The organism is uncultured Allobosea sp. (assembly GCF_945957345.1).
GTDB lineage: Bacteria > Pseudomonadota > Alphaproteobacteria > Rhizobiales > Beijerinckiaceae > Allobosea.
In genome coordinates this window covers 23,899-42,303 of sequence record NZ_CAMFKW010000001.1, presented here as the reverse complement: position 1 = coordinate 42,303, position 18,405 = coordinate 23,899, and the positions used below count along the sequence as shown (strand labels likewise).

The window sequence follows — 18,405 nt, the reverse complement described above, 5'->3', positions numbered from 1 at the left end:
TCGCCGCGGTATCAGATCGGGATGGCCGTCATGCCTTGTCGGCGGTGCGATCGTCTTCGATCTGGGAGACGTGGTTGAGGGCGATGACCCATCCCTTGTCGCGCTTGCGCATCAGGCGTGTGTTGACGCCGGTCTGGTTACCCGCGGCTCGCTCCAGTCTGTAGTCGCTGATCAGTTGGGCGGCATCGGGAGCCAGCATCTCGACGCGGATATTGGTGAAGGTAAGCTGCCCTTGCGAACCGGGGGCGCCGCCATAATCGGCGATGTAATGGTCCAGCGTCGCCTGCCAGTCCTTCTGTATACGTCCCCGCGAGACGAAGACCACATCGGGGTTGGCGAAGCCGGCCATGTAGCCGTGGAAATCGCCGCGGTTCCAGGCCGCCTGCATGGTGGCGATGAGCGCGCGGATGGCGTCGGCCTCGGTTGCGTCGGACATTTGGAATCTGCCTTTCAGGGTGTGTTCTTCGCCCCGGCGTCGTCTTCCTGACGCTGCCGCCGGATCAGGACTTCCTGTGCCGCCGAGACGAGATGGCGCCGCAGCGCGCTCTCCGCGCCCTTGGCGTCCTGATCCAGGATCGCGTCGACGATCTGCTGGTGCTCGCGGCAGGATTGCTTGATCCGCCCCTTGTCCTTGAGCTGAAACTTGCGGAATGGCGCGAGTTTCAAACGCAGCGTCTGGGCAGCGGCGATCAGGTCGCTGTTGTGGCAGCCCTGGAAGAGGAGGTTGTGGAAGCGGGTGTTGAGGTCGTTGTAGCGGTCATTGTCGCCGTCTTCTGCGAGCACGTTCATCTGGCTGTGCAGGCTTTCGAGCTCGGCGCGTTCGCTCATCGTCATCCGGTGCGACGAGAGCCTCCCGCATGTCGCTTCGAGCTCGGCCATGGCCTCGAACATCTCGCCGATGCGCTCTGCGGAAATCTGCGTCACGACCACGCCCTTATAGGGCTCGCGCTCGGCCAGGCCGCGGCCGCAGAGGATATGCAGGGCCTCCCGGACCGGCGTACGGGACACGCCGAATTGCCGGGCGATCGACGCCTCGTCGAGCCGCGACCCTGCTGGAATCCGGCCGTTGATGACGGCCTCCTCCAACTGCTCGGCGATGAAATCGCTCCGGCTTTTCTTGATGGAGACCGGCGTGTCCAGCATCACAGGGTCCTCAATTCCCAAGCGCGCGACCTCGGCTGGCAGCGTGAACGGCACGATCTCATTGCAGCTTGAGCGCGCAGTATACAAAAAAGTCGCGTCTGCATCGAATTGCGCATCAAGAAGCGAGTCTTGTATGTAATATTTCGTAAGAGCCCCATCTTGTCGACAATCTATGTCGAGCGTCATCAGCGGGGCGAGGTGAGGATCTGCCATGACATTCACGACGCGCCCCGAGCTCAGGGGCACATTCGGGGCGGTTTCCTCGACGCATTGGCTCGCTTCGACCGTCGGCATGTCCATCCTGGAGAAGGGGCATACGGCCTTCGATGCCGCCGTCGCGACCGGCTTCGTCCTCCAGATCGTCGAGCCACATCTCAACGGCCCGGCCGGCGAGGTGCCGATCATCGTCACGCCGGCCGGCGCCGATACGCCGATCGTGATCTCCGGCCAGGGGCCGTCCCCGTCGAAGGCGACCGTCGCCTATTTCAAGGAACTGGGCCTCGACATCATTCCGGGCACCGGCCTGCTTGCCGCCTGCATACCCGGGGCCTTCGGCGCCTGGCTGACCCTGCTGCGCGATTACGGCACTGCCGAGCTTGAGGACGTGCTGGAACCGGCGATCTATTATGCCCGCACGGGCCATCCGCTGGTGCCGCGCATCGCCCGGACGATCGGGGAAATGCGGGAGCTTTTCGAGACCCACTGGCCGAGCTCGGCGGAGCTCTACCTCCCGGGCGGCGTCGCGCCCCAGTCGGGCAAGCTGTTCCGCAATCCACAGATCGCCGCGCTCTACCAGCAGATCCTCGACCACGCGAAATCCGGCAAGAACCGCGAGGCGCGCATCAATGCCGCCCTCGATTTCTGGTATCGCGGCCCGGTCGCCGAGCGGATCGAGCAGTTCTGCGCGACCGAGGACGTCTGGGACGTCTCGGGCCGCCGCCACAAGGGCCTGATCACGGCGCAGGACATGGCCGACTACACGCCGCTGGTCGAGAAGCCGGTCTCCGTGACCTATGGCGATTACGAGGTCTTCAAATGCGGGCCGTGGTCGCAAGGGCCCGTCCTGTTGCAGATGCTGCAGATCCTTGAGGGCACCGATATCGCCGATCTCGATCCGATGAGCGCCGATTTCGTGCATCTCGTCGTCGAGACCGCCAAGCTTGCGATGGCCGACCGGGATTCCTGGTACGGCGACAGCTCGGACGTGCCGATGAAGGCGCTGCTGTCCTCCGGCTATGCCGATATCCGGCGGGCGCTGATCACGGGGACGGCGTCGATGGAGGTGATTCCCGGCACGCCCGACGGCCGCAATCCCAATCTGCCGCCGCTGCGCAAGGTCGGCACGATCGCGCAGCCCGGCCTTGGCGGCGGCGAGCCGACCGTCCGCGAAGCCAAGCTGCCGAACGACAAGCAGGGCGAGCCGGCGCTGACCCGTGAAGGCGCGCAGCGCGGCGACACCGTGCAGGTCAGCGCCGTCGACCGCTGGGGCAACATGGTCTCCGCGACGCCGTCCGGCGGTTGGTTCCAGTCGAGCCCGGTCATTCCCGGCCTCGGTTTCAGCCTGACGACCCGCGCGCAGATGTTCTGGCTCGAAGAGGGGCTGAACTCGACCCTGGCGCCGTCGAAGCGGCCGCGCACGACGCTGACACCTTCGACCGTCTATCGCGACGGCAAGCCCTATATGGCTTTCGGCACGCCCGGCGGCGACCAGCAGGATCAGTGGCAGCTCATCATGCTGCTGCGCCATATCCACAAGGGCATGAATCTGCAGGAGGCGATCGATGCCCCGTCTTTCCACACGGACCATCTCGCCTCATCCTTCTGGCCGCGCGAGATCAGCTATGGTGCCGTGACGCTCGAAGCCCGCTTCCCGGAGGCGGTTCGCGAGGATCTCGCGGCGAGAGGGCACAAGATCACGGTCGGGGACGCCTGGTCCGAAGGGCGGCTGTCGGCGGTCGCACGCGAGATGGATGGCGACGTGCAGTTGATCAAGGCCGGCGCCAATCCGCGCGGCGTCCAGGGTTACGCGGTCGCCCGCTGAGTGCGCGACCGGTACAGCACAACAGAAGAGGGGATTATCGATGAAACCGGCATATCTTGCTCTCGCCGCCGGCCTGGCGCTCGGCGGCCTCGCCGCCGCGACGGCGCCCGCCATGGCCCAGTCCGTCCTGAAGATCGGCCTGCAGGACGATCCTGATACGCTGGATCCGGTCTCCAACTGGAGCTTCGTCGGTCGTCACGTCCTGCAATCGCTCTGCGACAAGATCGTCGACATCGACGAGACCGGCAAGATCATCCCGATGCTGGCGCAAAGCTGGGAGTGGAGCCCGGACAGCACCGTGCTGACTCTGAAGCTGCGCAAGGACGCTGTCTTCCATGATGGGACGCCCGTGGACGCGGCGGCGATCAAGTACAATCTGGAGCGGGCGCTCACCTCCGGCATCTCGCGCCGCAAACCCGAGATCAGCGCAATCAAGAGTGTCGACGCCGTCGATGCGACGACCGTAAAGATCAATCTCAAGGAGCCTTCGGTTCCGCTGCTCGCCGCGCTCAGCGACCGCGCCGGCATGATCATCAGCCCGGCCGCCGGCGCCAAGCTCGGCGACAAGTTCACCGATGCCCCGGTCTGCTCTGGCCCCTACAAGTTCGTGGAGCGCGTGGTCCAGGACCGCATCGTCCTCGAAAAATTTCCGCAATATTACGATGCGGCGAAATATCATTTCGATCGCCTGATCTATCGCGGCATGCCGGATTCGAATGTCCGCCTGCTGAACCTGCGCTCCCGCCAGCTCGACCTGATCGAGCGTCTTGCCGCAACCGATGTCGATGCGGTCAAGAAGGACAAGGCGCTCGCGGTCGATCCCGTGGTCGGCCTCGGCTATTACGGCGTCACCTTCAACATCGGCGGCGAGGGTGCCAATCTGGATGCCGGCAAGAAGGCCGCGATCCGCGAAGCTTTCAGCCTCGCGATCGACCGGCAGGCGATCAGCAATGTCGTCTTCGATGGCCAGGCGAGCACAGGCAACCAGCCGTTCCCGCCGTCCAGCCCCTTCTACGACAAGAAGTTCCCGGTTCCGGCCCGCGATCTGGATGCCGCCAAGAAGAAGATGGCGGAAGCCGGCGTGAAGTCGGTCGATCTCGAACTGCTCGTGCCGACCGATGCCGAGCGCCAGCAGGTCGCCCAGCTCATCCAGGCGATGGTGCAGGAGATCGGCATCAAGGTCTCGATCAAGCCGACCGAATTGATGACGCTGCTCGATGTTGCCCGCCAGGGCAAGTTCCAGGCCCATCTCGTCGGCTGGAGCGGCCGCGTCGATCCCGACCTGAACATCACGCCGATGCTCGCCTGCGGCGCCGCGACGAACGATGCCAAGTACTGCAACGAGCAGCTCGACACGATCCTGGCGAAAGCCCGCTCGCTGGGGGATGTCGAAGCGCGCAAGGCGGAATATGCCAAGGCGATGGCGATCCTGCTGAAGGACCTGCCGATCGTCTATCTCTACCACTCGCAGTGGATCTTCGCGCACAGCTCGGCGCTCACCGGGTTCAAGCCGGCGCCGGACGGCATCATCCGCCTGACCAATGTCAGCCGGAAGAACTGAGCCGGCATCGGCGCTGCGATGAGGATCTCATCCGCGATCCGTTCAGGCGCCGGGCGCGTCCACGCCCGGAGCCGTCATGACCGGCTCGCCTGTGGCCTCATCCGTGAAACACGCAAACTTGTTCTCGAAGCCACGGCCGCGCCGCCGGTCCCGAACCTGACGGGCGATTGAACGATGCCGACACTGATCGCCCGCCGCCTGGCGCAGCTCGTCCCGACGGTCCTCCTGCTGTCGGTCATCATCTTTTCGCTGCAGCATCTCCTGCCGGGCGACCCGGCGCTCGTGCTCGCCGGCGAGAATCCGGACGAGGCGACGCTGGCCGCCATCCGCGCCCAGTACCATCTCGATCAGCCCCTGATCGTGCAGTATCTCTATTGGCTGAAGGGCGTGGCGACCGGCGATCTCGGCGAGTCCATGCGCCATAACCGCCCCGTGCTAGACCTGATCCTGCTCAAGCTGCCGGTGACGCTGCAACTGGCCGTGATGGGCATCGGCATCGCGCTCGTGGTCGGCATCACGGCCGGCATCATCTCGGCCCTGCGCCAGAACAGTGCCGTCGACTACGCCACCAATATCGCGTCGCTCGCCGGCATTTCGGTGCCGAATTTCTGGCTCGGCATCCTCCTCATCCTGTTCTTCTCCGTCCATCTCGGCTGGCTACCGGCTTCCGGCTTCGTCAGCCCCTCGGAAGACCTCGGGATGAACCTTGCCACCACGATCATGCCGGCCTTCGTGCTCGGCATCGGGATCGCCGGTGTGATCATGCGCCATACACGGGGCGCGATGCTCCAGGCGCTCAGCAGCGATTATGTCCGCACGGCGCGCGCCAAGGGCCTCAATGAGCGGTCCGTTGTGCTCAAGCACGCGATGCGCAATGCGCTGACGCCGATCATCACGCTGGGGGCGCTTGAATTTGGTGCGCTTTTGTCCGGCGCGGTGCTGACCGAGCAGATCTTCACGATTCCGGGCTTCGGCAAGCTGATCGTCGATGCGGTCTTTACCCGTGATTACCCGGTGGTGCAGGGCGTCGTGCTCGTGACTTCGCTCTTCTACATCATCCTCAATCTGCTGGCCGACATTGGCTACATCCTCGTCAATCCGAGACTGAGAGGCTGATCCGTGTCGACGATCTCGGAAACCCAATCTTCGGCCAATCCGGTGACGAATCTCTTCCGCGGCCGCCTCTGGCGGCACCTGTCGCAGCGCAAGAGCGCGCTGGTCGGCCTCGCCGTTGTGCTGTTCATGGTGTTCGTGGCCGTCTTCGCGCCGCTGCTGGCGCCCTATGACCCGACCGCCCAGAGCTGGACGGCTGTTCGCAAGGCACCCTCCGCGGCGCATTGGTTCGGCACCGACGAGGCCGGCCGGGACATGCTGTCGCGCATCATCTGGGGTGCGCGAGCCTCGCTGCTGGCTGGCCTCACCTCGGTCGGCATCGCCATGGCGATCGGCGTGCCGCTCGGGCTCGCTGCCGGCTTCCTCGGCGGTCTCGTCGACGGCTTCATCAGCCGCTTCACCGACGCGATGCTGGCTTGCCCGTTCCTGATCCTCGCGATCGCGCTCGCGGCCTTCCTGGGCCCGAACCTGACGAATGCGATGCTGGCAATCGGCATCACCGCCACGCCCTTCTTCATTCGTCTGACGCGCGGCCAGGTGCTGTCGATCAAGGGCGAAGACTATGTCGAGGCGGCGAGGGCGGTCGGCAACCCGCGCTGGCGCGTCGCGGTGCGTCATGTCCTGCCGAACATCCTGCCGCAGCTCATGGTCCAGGCGACGCTGACGATCGCGACGGCGATCATCGCGGAAGCCAGCATGTCCTTCCTCGGCCTCGGCCTTCAGCCGCCGGCGCCGTCCTGGGGCTCGATGCTGAACTCGGCCCAGCGCTTCCTCAGCAACGCGCCCTGGATGGCGCTCTGGCCGGGTATCGCGATCTTCGCGACGGTGCTGTCGTTCAATCTGCTCGGTGACGGCCTGCGCGACGCTCTCGATCCGCGCTCGCGCTGACGGCGCTGTGCCGAACCCGCTCTTTGAACAAGGCGGGTTCGGCTTGGGTCCGGTGGTCTGGCTCAGTGCTTATTCGGCGTAGGACTGCGTTGCCCAGGCCGCCTTCAGCTTCGGGCCGACATGGGCGCCGAGCGGGCCGAACCACTTCAGGTACAATGCCTCTGCCTCACCCGATTTGAACATCTTGCCCATGGTGTGATTGACGATCCAGAGGATGGTCGGGTTGAGTTTCGGCACCATGAAGCCCTGCGGCGCGTAGCCGTATTCGTCGCCGACGATCTCGAGGGCATCGGGCTTCTTCGACTGCTTGATCAGCCCGTAGAAGGCGCCATTATCGCTGAAATAGGCATCGGCGCGCCGGGTCTCGACCGCGATCAGGGCGGCGGCGTGGTCGTCGACATTGAGGACGCGCAGGTTGAGCTTGCGTTCGGCCATGAGCTTCTTGAGGTCCGGCTCGCTGGTGCCGCCGGTCGCGACGGCGACGATCTTGCCGTTGAGGTCGTCGTAGTTCTTGATGCCGGCGCTCTTGAGCACCAGGAGCTGGCTCGCGGAGACGTGGCTGACCGCCGAGAAATCGACCTGCCGGTTGCGCCCGAAGGTGTTCACCGTGCCCTCGCATTCGAGGTCGACCGTGCCGTTGGCGACGAGTGCCTGCCGGTTCTGGATCGTCATCGGGACGTATTTGATCTTGATCTCGGGCAGGTTCAGCTCGGTCTTGATGTCGTCGATGATGCGTTTGCAGAACTCGACCGCGTAGCCCGTCGGGTTCTTGTTGTCGTCGAGATAGCTGAACGGGAACAGCGCCTCGCGGACGCCCATGGTGATGGTCTGCGTCTCCTTCAGCTTCTTGACGATGCCGTCGACCTCCTGGGCCCCGGCGGCCGAGCTCGCCAGGTTCAGCGCCAGAATGGCGCCTGCGGCAGCTGCAAGATGGAATTTCATCGATCTCTCTCCCTTTTGCGATTGCTCGCTCGATATCCGCCTTCGATCGAAAGGCGGCGTCTAGAATCCGTCCTTCGAACGCGCCGCCAGTTCCTCGCGCGTCATCGCGTCGAAGCCAAGCGCAGGCAGCAGGTCGTTTTCGCCGGTGAAATCGCGCCCATAGGCGGAAGACAGCAGCGTCAGCCCAGCCTCGTGCAATGTCGCAGGACGCCCGACGAGCCGGCCGAGCAGCACGGTCGGCAGCAGGCCATAAGGCGCATCCTCCAGGACATAGCGGCTTTCGAGGGTGGTCGGCCCGAAGCCGCCCTGGCCGCGGCCGTGCAGCTCGGCATTCATCTCGGCGATGCTGGCGACCGGAAGCTGATAGGAAAAGGCGTAGTGCTCGCGGATCGTCCGCACCGCGACGCCGAAAGCCCCGGCGATGGCCAGCCGCTCGGCATCGAGCGCTTCCATCACCCGCCCGACCGCGGGGGTGACATTCTCCGCCTGTCCCCAGCTTTCGCCCCGCTCCATCCGCGTCAGGTTGAACAGGGCAATCGCGAGATGGTTCTGCGGATTGAGGTTGCTCAGCGCGATGGCGAGCAGGCCCTCGCGGGGCACGAAGCGCTCGCCGAACAAGGTGGTGCAAAGCACCAGCGCCTCGGCGGCCGCGCTCTCCGGCACCGTCGCGAGATCGATCTTCGAGCGCAGCGAATTGACCGCGACCTCGGTCGGCGAAGCCTTGCGGCCGGTGGTCAGCGTCGTGCCCCAGGCGATGATCGGGACGCTGACCTTCCGAGCGGCGAGCAATTGCGCGAGGTACAGCGCACCGAAGGAGGCATGCGAGCTGATGATGACCGGCTGCCCCTGCTTGAGATGAGGCGCGATCGCATCGAAGGCGAGCTTGTGGGCATAGCCCGGCATGGCCAGCATCACGGCGTCAGTGCCGATGACCGCTTCCTCGGCGCTCGCCGCGATGCGCGGGTTGAAGCTCGTCTCGATCGCGCCTGTCGCGCGCAGCGGCTCTCCGGCCGCGAGGGCTGCGGTGCTCCGGCCCGATGGCGACCAGAGGATCGGATCGTGCCCGAGAACCGAGAGCTGGGCTGCCGCGCCGCAGGCCGCGGCCCCCGCACCCAAGATACCAACGCGCATATCAGATCGCCTTTTCTGCCGAGACCGGCAGCTCGCCGCATGGGCGGCGGACTGCTTCCGGGACATCGAGTTTCAAATGGATTCGCATCCTAGACGGCATTCCGCCCTCGCGACGATTGCCGATAGAGCAGGACCATCAGACCGCGAGAGAGTGTCGATAGCGGATTGCTGATGGAATGGGCGACGTCGACGGGATAGCGCACGGTCTCTCCCTGCCGGAGCAGGTGCCGCGAGGTTCCGCTGGTGATCGCGAATTCGCCGGACAGCGCCGTGAAATGCTCGACGGCTCCGGGGGCGTGCGGCGCGCTGTCGAGGCAACCGCCGGGCGCGATCTCGACATCGTACCATTCGATGGCGCCGGACAGGCTCGGCGGGCTCAGGATGCGGAGCTGGCAGGAATTGTCGGCGCTGCGGATCGTCGGCGTATGCTCCGGCGGGAGCACTTCGATGAAGCTGTCGGCGCCCGCCATCGCCTGTCCCTCACCGAGCAGAGCGACGAAATCGATGCCCAATCCGCGGGTCAGGCTCCAGAGCACAGCGAAAGTCGGATTGGCCTCGCTCCGCTCGATCTGCGACAGCATCGATTTCGAGACGCCCGAGAGCGCCGAAAGCTGCTGCAGCGTCAACCCGCGCTCTTTGCGCCGGTCTTGGATAAGCGGGCCGATCTGAGGGGGATTCAGCTCGCTCATCGCTGGCTCAGTGGGTGAGGACCTGGTTGAGGAACTGCTTGGCCCGCTCCGAGGAGGGGGCCGTGAAGAACTGCTCCTTAGGCGTGTCCTCGACGATCTCGCCGCGATCCATGAACAGGACGCGGTTCGCGACGCGCTGGGCGAAGCCCATCTCATGGGTGACGACGATCATGGTCATGCCTTCGAGGGCGAGTTCCTGCATGACCTCAAGGACCTCGTTGATCATTTCTGGATCAAGCGCGGAGGTGGGCTCGTCGAATAGCATCGCCTGCGGGTTCATCGCGAGCGCGCGGGCGATCGAGACCCGCTGCTGCTGCCCGCCGGAGAGCTGGGCCGGGCGGTTGCCGAGCTTTCCGGCAAGGCCGACCCGCGTCAGGATCTTCTCGGAGCGCTCGTCGGCGTCCTTCTGCGAGCGCTTGAGCACATGGACCTGCGCCAGACTGACATTCTGCAATGCGGTCATATGCGGATAGAGCTCGAAGCTCTGAAAGACCATGCCGATGCGGGCGCGCAGGGCCGGCAGATCGGTCTTCGGCGCCGAGACCGAGACTCCGTCGACCGTGATCGTGCCGCGCTCGAACGGCACCAGGCCGTTGATGCACTTGATCAGCGTGCTCTTGCCGGAGCCCGACGGCCCGCAGACCACCACGACCTCGCCAAGGCTGATCGTGGCCGAACAGCCGCGCAGGATCTGCTGTGAGCCGTAGAATTTATGCACGTCGTCGAGAACGATCATGACGGACGCCTTCTCCTGTAGAATTCGGCAGCTTTCGTGATGGAGAGGCAGATCACCAGATAGACGACGGCTACCAGCGAATACATTTCGGTCGCACGCCCGTCGCGCGAGGCGATGACGCTCGCAGCGGTGAGGAAGTCGTGCAGCGACACGACATAGACCAGCGAGGTGTCCTGGAAGACGATCACGATCTGGTTGAGGATCAGCGGCCCCATCGCGCGCATCGCCTGCGGCATCACGATCAGCCGTAGCACCTGCCAGCGGCGCAGGCCCGTCGCCAGCCCGGCATCGCTCTGGCCCTTGCGGACGCTGCCGATGCCGGCGCGAATGATCTCGCAATAGAAGGCCGCTTCGAACAGCACGAAGGCGATGAGCGCCGAGGTCAGCGAGCCGACCGGGCGGCCGATGGCGAGCGGCATCAGGAAGTAGAACCAGAACAGCACCAGCACCAGCGGCAGCGAGCGCATCACCGTGACATAGGTGGCTGCCGGCGCGGAAATCAGCCGGTGCGAGGAAAGCCGCATCAAGGCGAGCGCGAAGCCGACGATTAGGCCGCCGACCGTCGCGACGAAGACCAGCAGCGCGCTGAGCAGCATGCCCTCGGCGAGAAAGCTGGATGAGCGGGCGATGACGCCCCAGTCGAAATCGCTCATGCGTTGGCCTTCCGCAAGGCGGCGCCGCCGATCCGGTTGTCGATCAGGCGCATCAGCCCGGTCGCGCTGAGGCCGATGACGAGATAGCCGATCGTCGCGAAGGTGAAGGCCTCGAAGCCCTGGAAGGTGTAGTTCTCGACATGGCGGCTCTGCGCGGTCAGTTCGAGGACGCCGATCGTCAGGCTGAGCGACGACAATTTGATCGTGATCAGGAATTCCGAGGTCAGCGGCCCGACGATGGCGCGCAGGCCCAGCGGCAGCGCGATCAGCCGGAAGGCCTGGACCGGACGCAGGCCCGTCGCGAGCGCCGCCGGCAGGAGAGGGGCGCCGACCGCCTCGATGCCGGCGCGCACCTGCTCGGCGACCCGCGCGCCGGCGAACAGGCCGATGGCGAGGACCGCCGTGACGATTTCCGGGTAGGGCAGGTCCCGCTTCAGCCAGAGGCCGATCGCGTCGGGAACGACTTCGGGGAAGACGAAATACCAGAGGAAGAGCTGGACCAGCGGCGGCACGCTGCGAAACACGTCGATATAGATGCCGGCGAGCAATCGGGCCGTCCGCGAGGGCGCGCTGCGGGCGATGCCGACGACGATGCCGATCGTCAGGGCCACCGCCCAGCTCAGGAGGCTGATCGCAAGCGTCAGAAGCACGCCGCTCCACAGCCAGCCGACAAACGGCTCCCGGATCAGGACCGACCAGTCCCAGCGATAATTCATCCTGCCCTACCCGTGGTCATCTCTTCGGATGCTCCGTTTCCGGTATATCGGAATTGGCCTCCTGTTTGATGGAATTGTCAAGGCGGCCCGGGGTGGCCGTTCATGCATGTTGGCCGGGAACGCCATCGTGTCCGATGCGAACGTGTCAGGGGCAGTAGCAGCCCCGCCAACCCGATTCCCAGCGACCCGATCGACCGATCACGAAGGCTTTCGCCCCGAAAGGTCCACGGGAGATCGCGGAGCCGCTCATCCGCATATTTCCCTGTTATGTCAAACATTATGCCCGTTGCGGCATTGATCCGCGTGTCTTAACAATCAAAGGAAATAATATTGCGGGGCAGGGGATGCTCAACCAGAATGTCGCGCGAGGCGTTTTCCTCGCTGCCGTGGCGCTGTTCTTCGCCTCCAACGCATTGCGTTATCCGATCGGCGACCTGGCGCATGCGGGGCCGGGCCTGTTCCCGCTCCTGATCTGCGTGCCCCTGCTGATCATCGCCGGGGCGATCATCTGGCAGGCGCGGCTTTCTGCTCCCGTGCCCTTGCAATTCAATCCGAAGAACATCGTGCTGATCATGGCGAGCCTCGTCGGCTTCGTGGTTGCCTCGGAATATGTGAACGCGATCGCCGGGATCGTCGTCCTGGTCTTCATCGCCGGCTTCGCAGGGACGAATTACTCCTGGGTGCGCAACATCAAGATCGCGCTCGGTCTGATCGTGGTGGCCTATGTCTTCCAGCGCTTCCTCGGCCTGAACCTGAGGCTGATCTGATGGAAGTCCTCCAGAACCTCGCCTTCGGCTTCGGCCACGCACTCACCCCTGAAAACCTGCTCTACTGCGCCGTCGGCTGCGTGGTCGGTACGCTGGTCGGCCTGCTGCCGGGCCTGGGCCCGCTGGCGACGATCAGCCTCCTGCTGCCGCTGACCTATTCGATCCCGACCGGCGGGGCGCTGATCATGCTCGCCGGCATCTATTACGGCGCGCAATACGGTGACAGCGTCAGCGCGATCACCATGAAGATCCCGCATGCGTCCAGCATCGTCGCCTGTATCGACGGCTACCAGATGACGCTGAAGGGCAAGACAGGCCTCGCGCTCTTCACTGCCGGTGTCTCCAGCTTCATCGGCGGCACGGTCGCGATCGTGGTCCTGGCCTCGCTGGCGCCGCTGCTCGGCAGCATCGCCCTGAAATTCGGCCCGACCGATTACTGCGCGCTGATGCTGTTCGGCTTCGTCTGCGTCAGCTTCGTCACCACCGGCAGCTTGCTCAACGGCCTGGCGATGTGCCTGCTCGGCGTGCTGCTCGGGCAGGTCGGCACGGATCTCGAAACCGGCATGGAGCGCTTCACCATGGGCCTGCCGTCGCTGATCGACGGCGTCAGCCTGGTCAGCCTGGCGCTTGGCTGCTTCGGCATCGCAGAGATCACCAAGAATCTCGACGCGAAGGAGGAGCGGACGCCGTTCAACGGCAAGATCAAGCTGATGCCGACCTGGCCGGAGTTCAAGCGCATCATCCCGAGCGCATTGCGGGGCAGCGTCGTCGGCTCCTTCCTCGGCATCCTGCCGGGCGGCGGGCCGGTGATCGCGCAATTCGCGGCTTACGGTCTCGACAAGAAGGTGAGCAAGTACAAGGACGAGATCGGCCAGGGCGCGATCGAGGGGGTCGCGGGCCAAGCCGCAGCCGACGAAGCGGCGGCGCGGACCAGCTTCATCCCGCTGATGAGCATCGGCATCCCCGAGAACGCCGTCATGGCGCTGATGATGGCGGCCTTCATCATCAAGGGCATCCAGCCCGGCCCGAACATGATCGCCAAGCATCCAGACCTGTTCTGGGGGCTGGTCGCGAGCATGTGGGTCGGCAACTGCTTCCTGCTCCTGCTCAACGTGCCGCTGGTCCGGTTCTGGCTTTCGGTCTTCAAGATCCCTTACAACGTGCTGTTCCCGTCGATCCTGTTCTTCTGCTGCGTCGGCACCTTCAGTATCAACAACAGCCTGCACGACATCTATACGACCGCGGCTTTCGGCCTGATCGGCTACATCATGATGCGTCTGGCCTTCGATCCGGCGCCATTGATGCTCGGCTTTATCCTGGGGCCGATGCTGGAGGAGTATTTTCGGCGCTCGATGCTCTTGAGCCGCGGCAGCTTCCTGACCTTCTTCGAGCACCCGATCAGCGCGACGCTGCTCTCGCTGCTGGCGCTGTTCATCGGCTGGCAGATCTTCACGACGCTGCGCGGTCGCAAGGCCGCGGCCGCGACCGAAGGCGAGACGCAACCAGCCTCAAGCTGACACACACACGTCGCGCCACTTGCGCGGCTCGGCCATGCTCGTCGCTGTATTTCGAACAGAGGGGAGATTTTGGAGCGGGTACCGGGAATCGAACCCGGGTATTCAGCTTGGAAGGCTGCTGCTCTACCATTGAGCTACACCCGCATCGGGCGCCAAATTCCCCATCGCACCGGCCGGTGTCAAGGGGCGTGCCGCCGTTCTCGACTCCATATCGTCGTCAATGCTGTCGCGGGCTGTTGCGAGAAAAGGCCGGCAGCCGCAGCTCGGCGCAACGAGAGTGACGTTTTGGCTCGACGGAGCAGGCGATTGCGTCGGCGATTCGCCGAACGATGCCTCGGGCATCCCGCGCCCGCCGATTTTAACAGCGGGCTGCAATGACAGCTGCGCTCAGGCGACGCGAAGCGTCGCCTCACCGTTTCAAAAGCCGAAGTTGAAGCCCGCCTTGACGATGTCTCCTGCGGTCCGGGCACGCATGGTCGCGTATTGGGTCGGGGCGAGTCCGGTATAGTCCTGCAGGGTCAGCTTCTGATTGCCGAGATCGTAATGCGTGTAATCGAGCCTGAGGGTCATGCCGGGCAGGATGGCGTATTCCACGCCACCGCCCAGCGCCCAGCCGCTGGCGAGCCCTGAGCGCGAGGCCGTCGCGCCGGAGGTGGTCGCCGGATTGTCGGGCCTGATCGAGCCCTTCTGGTCGACGAGGCCATAGGCATAGCCGCCGCTGCCATAAATCATGAAATCGCCGAGCACGAAGCCGGCGCGGGCACGGACGGTGCCGAGCATCGAGACCTCGTTCTCCGCCCGCGTCGTGAAGCGGGTGCCGCCGGGATTGGCTGCCGTCGTCTGACCGCCGCCGAGCTTTGTCGCGGACAGGTCGGTCTCAGCACCGATGACGACCGCGCCGATCTGGTAGTTGAAGCCGAACTGTGCGCCGCCGACCGTGCCGCTGCCATCCGGCGAGAGCCGGCCCGGCACGGCTGCCGGATTGATCGCAGCGGGGGAAACGATCGTGGGACCCGGCACGGTCGCGGTTACGAGGACGGGCGTCGTCGACACCACGACCGTCGTCGATGTCTGAATCGTCGGGCTGCCAAAAGGGCCCGCTATCCTCGTATTGCCGCTTTGGCGACCGCCGCCGAGCGAGCCGCCGGCATAGAATCCCGTCCAGCGCGGCCGTTCCGGAAACAGCGTCGGCACCTCCGGCGCCTGGGCCTGACGTCCGGCCGGCGGGGGAGGCGGCGCGTAAGGCGGTGTGACAGGGGCCTGGCGCGGCGCGCCGGCATGCGCAGGCGAAACACCGCGCGGCGTGTAGTCGGCACGGCGGGTGCGGGGTTGCTGGACGGCCGGGCAGACCGGGCAGGTCTGGGCCACCTGGACACGGTTGCGGCTCGGCGCGGTCGCGGCCAGCCGCAAGGCGGCGGCGGTATGCTCGGATACGGGATAGAGCCGGGCATAGAGCTTGAAGGATTCGGCATCGCCCGCGAGCACGGCCTCTGCCCAGGCGCGCTCGTCGGTGCGCTGTGCGAGGATGCGGTTCAGGCGCAGCGCGTTCTGGTCTTCCGGATTGATGGCTAGGGCATTGCCGTAGATGTCGCTACGGTCCCAGGCGATCGCGGTGCGGGCGGCATCGGCCGGCGACATGCCGCGCAGCGAGGCGAGCGTCGGCCGCGCCGTCAGAGGCACGTTCCCGGCCGTCGCAGGCTGTGCCGCCGGGGCGCCGGCAGGGCGCTGGAAGAAGCTGAACTCGGTGATCAGCGAGGAGGTGTCCCAAGGGATCTGGGTGCCGTTGGTGGAATCGTAGACCGCGAGCCGGATGCGGCGGAAAATCTGCTCGACGGCCAGGCCGGGCTCGCGCGCCTCGCGCAGGAAGGCCGTGGTGAAGGGGCTGTTGGCGCCGGTGCCGTCCGCGGCGGTGGAACCCGGCGAGGTTGCGAAGGCGACGAAGGTGCCGCTGCCGGAATCGATGCGGGCGAGGCCGGCCTCGCTGCTCACGCCGTCATTCGCACCGTCGACGATCTGGAGCGCGAGGCCGCGAGCCATCTGGCGGCCGGCGAAAGGGTTGTCGCGGCAGGCGTCGAGGATCGCGATCTTGGATTTGGCGCCAGCGCCGTCGAGGCGCCGCAGGATGTCGCTCAGCGAGAGGGACTGCTCTGCGATATTCGTGCCGATCTGCGGGCGGATATCGGTGGGCAGGATGTAGTTGGCGCCGTCGAGCTGCACGGCATGGCCAGCGTAATAGACCAGGGCCGTCGCATCGGGGCCGCCGTGGCGCACCTTGTCAACGAACACATCGAGCGCGCTGCGCAGGCCGGCAAGCGAGAGATCGAGGGCCGGCGTGATGTCGAAACCCGCCTCCTGCAGCATCGCGCGTGTGGCGCCGGCATCGTTGAGTGCATTCGGCAACTTGGTGACGTTGGCATAGCCACCGTTGCCGATGACGAAGGCGAAGCGCTTCTGGGCGAGGGCCGGCGTCGCGCCGAGACTCAGCGCCGCGAAGGCCGCCATCCATGCGGCGACGAGATACGCATAGTCCCGGGCATGAAACCGCATGCTGCTTCCCCTGCGCGAGAAGTAACGACTCGCTCGACCCTGTCTGACGTTCGCGATTCGAACGGGCGTCCGCCATATGATGGAGGTCCCTGGAGCCAGGCGGCCAAAGCAATGTCGAAACGGCATCGGAAGACCATCGCCGCCCATCGAAGTTGACGGCCTCATTCCCCAGTATCTGCCTTGCTTTAGTCGTGTCGGTTGCCGTGACGATTCAAGTCCAAAACCAATTGTGTGACCTAATTGTCAGCCGGTCGGAAGACTTGCCCGACCAAGCCCGGAGGCGCAGTGTCGCGGCCACGCTCCTTCAAATGGATGAGGCGTCAAGGCGGGGCTTCAGTTCGAATGAGAGGGACGGAGCCGGGCGCGAGCGGCCATGACGAACGATCCAGCCATCAATCCCTATGATGCGGTGGCCTATCCGGGCCACGCCTTCTCGCAGACCCATCCGTCGCGCCTGGCGACGATCGCTCATTTCCACGGGATGAACCCCGCGCTGCCGACGAAGATGCGCGTGCTCGAATTGGGCTGCGGGCGAGGCGGCAACCTCATCCCGATGGCAGCGCAATATCCAGGCAGCCGCTTCGTGGGTATCGACCTCAGCGGGGATTCAATCCGGCAGGCGAACATCAATGCCGCAGAATTGGGCCTGACCAATCTCGCCTTCGAACAGCGCGACATCCTCACGGTGGGCGAGGAGATCGGCGCCTTCGACTACATCATCGTCCACGGCGTCTATTCCTGGGTGCCGGAGGTGGTGCGCGAGCGGATCGTCGCCCTGTTCGGGCAATTGCTGGCGCCGCAGGGCGTCGCCTATGTCAGCTACAACGCGCTGCCCGGCTGCCGGCTGCGCGACCTGGCGCGCGACGTCATGCTGTTCGCAGTGCGCGATATCGACGATCCGCGCGAGCGCGTCCGGGTCGCGCGCGCTGCTCTGAAGGAGATCGCCGCAGCCAGCGATCCCGACAGCTTCCACGGTGCCGCCCTGAGGCAAAGGCTGAAGCAGATCGACGAGGTGCCGGACAACGTCCTCTACCACGACGATCTCAACCCCGGCGCGCGCGCCTTCGCGTTGCACGAGGTTCTGTCGGTCGCCGAGCGGAACGGGCTGCAGTTCCTGGCCGAGGCGTCGTTCCCGAACCTCTACGGTGCCGCCAAGGGGCCGGCGCAGCAGATGCTCGACAAGATGCCGCTGGAGCAGATGGCGGTGCGCGAGCAGACGCTCGACCTGCTGATCGGGCGGGCCTTCCGCGAGACGTTGCTGTGCCGGGTCGATATCCCGCTCAAGCGCGGTGTGCGGCCGGGCTCGCTCAAGCCTTATCACCTCGCGGCGAACGCGCGGCTGGCCCCGGCCAAGGACGGCGAGAAACCTGGCGTCCAGCGCTTCAGCTTCGACGAAGGCGTGCAACTCGCCGTCGATCTGCCGCTGGGCAAGGCCGCACTCGGCATTCTCAGCGCGATCTGGCCGGCGAGCATCGCCTGGGACGATCTCGTGGAACGCTCCTGCCGCGAGGCGGCGAGCGAGCTCGGGCCGGACCGTGCGCGTGAGATCGCGCGGCTCGACGAAGCCCTGATCGCGATCTTCAAGGCCGGTCTGCTCGACATCCGGCTGGAGCCGCCACCCTTGACGACGGCGATCAGCACGATGCCGGCGGCCAGCGAGATTGCGCGCTGGCAGGCCTCGACATCCGCCGAGGTTACCGATTTGCGCCACCGGACCGTGCAGCTCGACGGCGTCGTCGTGCGCAAGTTCGTCAGCCTGCTCGACGGCTCGCGTGACCAGCGCATGCTGCTCGACGCGATGAACGCCTTCCTCGACGAGACACGGCGATCCGGCATCGCCATTCCGGGCTTGCCCGAGCGGGCGACGGCGGAGGAGGTGGCGATGCATCTGAAGGATGTCGCGCGCCTTGGGCTGCTGCGGGCGTGACGATTGTGAAGCGCCCCTCCGAGGGGTAACCTTG

Annotated in this window: 16 protein-coding genes and 1 tRNA gene; 7 read left to right on the top strand and 10 right to left on the bottom strand. The window is 65.4% G+C overall.

Going from position 1 to position 18,405, the window contains the following annotated elements; translation table 11 throughout:
• Positions 1–28 precede the first annotated feature (28 nt).
• Both Q0Q36_RS00185 and Q0Q36_RS00180 read right to left on the bottom strand, forming a co-directional pair.
• Positions 29–436, bottom strand: a complete 408-nt coding sequence (locus Q0Q36_RS00185) for a nuclear transport factor 2 family protein (protein ID WP_293794704.1) — start codon at positions 434–436, stop codon at positions 29–31.
• Positions 437–450: 14 nt separating this feature from the next.
• Positions 451–1,356 (bottom strand): GntR family transcriptional regulator, encoded by a 906-nt coding sequence (locus tag Q0Q36_RS00180; protein WP_293794899.1) that lies wholly within the window; start codon positions 1,354–1,356, stop codon positions 451–453.
• Here Q0Q36_RS00180 and Q0Q36_RS00175 point away from each other — a divergent pair.
• From Q0Q36_RS00175 to Q0Q36_RS00160, 4 genes are all read left to right on the top strand, one after another.
• A complete protein-coding gene (locus tag Q0Q36_RS00175) occupies positions 1,355–3,184 on the top strand; it encodes a gamma-glutamyltransferase family protein (protein WP_293794702.1) in 1,830 nt (609 codons plus the stop codon). The two genes, Q0Q36_RS00180 and Q0Q36_RS00175, sit on opposite strands and share 2 nt — an antisense overlap.
• 40 nt (positions 3,185–3,224) lie before the next feature.
• Positions 3,225–4,745 carry an ABC transporter substrate-binding protein gene (locus Q0Q36_RS00170; protein WP_293794700.1) on the top strand — a complete coding sequence of 507 codons (1,521 nt, stop codon included), beginning with the start codon at positions 3,225–3,227 and terminating at the stop codon, positions 4,743–4,745.
• Positions 4,746–4,919: 174 nt separating this feature from the next.
• Positions 4,920–5,861, top strand: a complete 942-nt coding sequence (locus tag Q0Q36_RS00165) for an ABC transporter permease (protein WP_293794699.1) — start codon at positions 4,920–4,922, stop codon at positions 5,859–5,861.
• Between the two features lie 12 nt (positions 5,862–5,873).
• Positions 5,874–6,746 carry an ABC transporter permease gene (locus tag Q0Q36_RS00160; protein ID WP_293794898.1) on the top strand — a complete coding sequence of 291 codons (873 nt, stop codon included), beginning with the start codon at positions 5,874–5,876 and terminating at the stop codon, positions 6,744–6,746.
• Between the two features lie 69 nt (positions 6,747–6,815).
• Here Q0Q36_RS00160 and Q0Q36_RS00155 read toward each other — a convergent pair whose 3' ends face one another.
• From Q0Q36_RS00155 to Q0Q36_RS00130, 6 genes are all read right to left on the bottom strand, one after another.
• A complete protein-coding gene (locus Q0Q36_RS00155; RefSeq protein WP_293794697.1) occupies positions 6,816–7,688 on the bottom strand; it encodes an amino acid ABC transporter substrate-binding protein in 873 nt (290 codons plus the stop codon).
• A gap of 60 nt (positions 7,689–7,748) precedes the next feature.
• Entirely contained in the window at positions 7,749–8,819 is a 1,071-nt protein-coding gene (locus Q0Q36_RS00150; protein WP_293794696.1) for an NAD/NADP octopine/nopaline dehydrogenase family protein, read from the bottom strand.
• Between the two features lie 89 nt (positions 8,820–8,908).
• Positions 8,909–9,508, bottom strand: coding sequence for an XRE family transcriptional regulator (locus Q0Q36_RS00145; RefSeq protein WP_293794695.1), 600 nt, complete (start codon positions 9,506–9,508; stop codon positions 8,909–8,911).
• Between the two features lie 7 nt (positions 9,509–9,515).
• A complete protein-coding gene (locus Q0Q36_RS00140) occupies positions 9,516–10,244 on the bottom strand; it encodes an amino acid ABC transporter ATP-binding protein (RefSeq protein ID WP_293794694.1) in 729 nt (242 codons plus the stop codon).
• A complete protein-coding gene (locus tag Q0Q36_RS00135; protein ID WP_293794693.1) occupies positions 10,241–10,897 on the bottom strand; it encodes an amino acid ABC transporter permease in 657 nt (218 codons plus the stop codon). Before Q0Q36_RS00135 ends, Q0Q36_RS00140 begins: the two co-directional genes overlap by 4 nt.
• Positions 10,894–11,613: an amino acid ABC transporter permease gene (locus Q0Q36_RS00130; RefSeq protein WP_293794691.1), complete on the bottom strand. Its 720-nt coding sequence runs from the start codon at positions 11,611–11,613 to the stop codon at positions 10,894–10,896. Before Q0Q36_RS00130 ends, Q0Q36_RS00135 begins: the two co-directional genes overlap by 4 nt.
• 344 nt (positions 11,614–11,957) lie before the next feature.
• On the opposite strand from Q0Q36_RS00130, the gene Q0Q36_RS00125 reads away from it, so the two are divergent.
• Positions 11,958–12,380, top strand: a complete 423-nt coding sequence (locus tag Q0Q36_RS00125; RefSeq protein WP_265059889.1) for a tripartite tricarboxylate transporter TctB family protein — start codon at positions 11,958–11,960, stop codon at positions 12,378–12,380.
• Positions 12,380–13,897 carry a tripartite tricarboxylate transporter permease gene (locus Q0Q36_RS00120; RefSeq protein WP_293794689.1) on the top strand — a complete coding sequence of 506 codons (1,518 nt, stop codon included), beginning with the start codon at positions 12,380–12,382 and terminating at the stop codon, positions 13,895–13,897. Before Q0Q36_RS00125 ends, Q0Q36_RS00120 begins: the two co-directional genes overlap by 1 nt.
• 70 nt (positions 13,898–13,967) lie before the next feature.
• Here Q0Q36_RS00120 and Q0Q36_RS00115 read toward each other — a convergent pair.
• Together Q0Q36_RS00115 and Q0Q36_RS00110 are read right to left on the bottom strand one after the other, a co-directional pair.
• Positions 13,968–14,041: transfer RNA gene (locus Q0Q36_RS00115), tRNA-Gly, on the bottom strand.
• 273 nt (positions 14,042–14,314) lie between these two features.
• Positions 14,315–16,444 carry a caspase family protein gene (locus Q0Q36_RS00110; protein WP_293794688.1) on the bottom strand — a complete coding sequence of 710 codons (2,130 nt, stop codon included), beginning with the start codon at positions 16,442–16,444 and terminating at the stop codon, positions 14,315–14,317.
• A gap of 373 nt (positions 16,445–16,817) precedes the next feature.
• On the opposite strand from Q0Q36_RS00110, the gene Q0Q36_RS00105 reads away from it, so the two are divergent.
• Positions 16,818–18,371 (top strand): class I SAM-dependent methyltransferase, encoded by a 1,554-nt coding sequence (locus tag Q0Q36_RS00105; RefSeq protein ID WP_293794687.1) that lies wholly within the window; start codon positions 16,818–16,820, stop codon positions 18,369–18,371.
• Positions 18,372–18,405: the final 34 nt, after the last annotated feature.

Excerpts from the sequence above, each read along its gene's own strand:
- Q0Q36_RS00185 (WP_293794704.1), bottom strand. The coding sequence starts at position 436 with ATGTCCGACGCAACCGAGGCCGACGCCATCCGCGCGCTCATCGCCACC.
- Q0Q36_RS00175 (WP_293794702.1), top strand. The coding sequence starts at position 1,355 with ATGACATTCACGACGCGCCCCGAGCTCAGGGGCACATTCGGGGCGGTT.
- Q0Q36_RS00180 (WP_293794899.1), bottom strand. The coding sequence starts at position 1,356 with ATGGCAGATCCTCACCTCGCCCCGCTGATGACGCTCGACATAGATTGT.
- Q0Q36_RS00170 (WP_293794700.1), top strand. The coding sequence starts at position 3,225 with ATGAAACCGGCATATCTTGCTCTCGCCGCCGGCCTGGCGCTCGGCGGC.
- Q0Q36_RS00165 (WP_293794699.1), top strand. The coding sequence starts at position 4,920 with ATGCCGACACTGATCGCCCGCCGCCTGGCGCAGCTCGTCCCGACGGTC.
- Q0Q36_RS00155 (WP_293794697.1), bottom strand. The coding sequence starts at position 7,688 with ATGAAATTCCATCTTGCAGCTGCCGCAGGCGCCATTCTGGCGCTGAAC.
- Q0Q36_RS00150 (WP_293794696.1), bottom strand. The coding sequence starts at position 8,819 with ATGCGCGTTGGTATCTTGGGTGCGGGGGCCGCGGCCTGCGGCGCGGCA.
- Q0Q36_RS00145 (WP_293794695.1), bottom strand. The coding sequence starts at position 9,508 with ATGAGCGAGCTGAATCCCCCTCAGATCGGCCCGCTTATCCAAGACCGG.
- Q0Q36_RS00140 (WP_293794694.1), bottom strand. The coding sequence starts at position 10,244 with ATGATCGTTCTCGACGACGTGCATAAATTCTACGGCTCACAGCAGATC.
- Q0Q36_RS00135 (WP_293794693.1), bottom strand. The coding sequence starts at position 10,897 with ATGAGCGATTTCGACTGGGGCGTCATCGCCCGCTCATCCAGCTTTCTC.
- Q0Q36_RS00130 (WP_293794691.1), bottom strand. The coding sequence starts at position 11,613 with ATGAATTATCGCTGGGACTGGTCGGTCCTGATCCGGGAGCCGTTTGTC.
- Q0Q36_RS00125 (WP_265059889.1), top strand. The coding sequence starts at position 11,958 with ATGCTCAACCAGAATGTCGCGCGAGGCGTTTTCCTCGCTGCCGTGGCG.
- Q0Q36_RS00120 (WP_293794689.1), top strand. The coding sequence starts at position 12,380 with ATGGAAGTCCTCCAGAACCTCGCCTTCGGCTTCGGCCACGCACTCACC.
- Q0Q36_RS00110 (WP_293794688.1), bottom strand. The coding sequence starts at position 16,444 with ATGCGGTTTCATGCCCGGGACTATGCGTATCTCGTCGCCGCATGGATG.
- Q0Q36_RS00105 (WP_293794687.1), top strand. The coding sequence starts at position 16,818 with ATGACGAACGATCCAGCCATCAATCCCTATGATGCGGTGGCCTATCCG.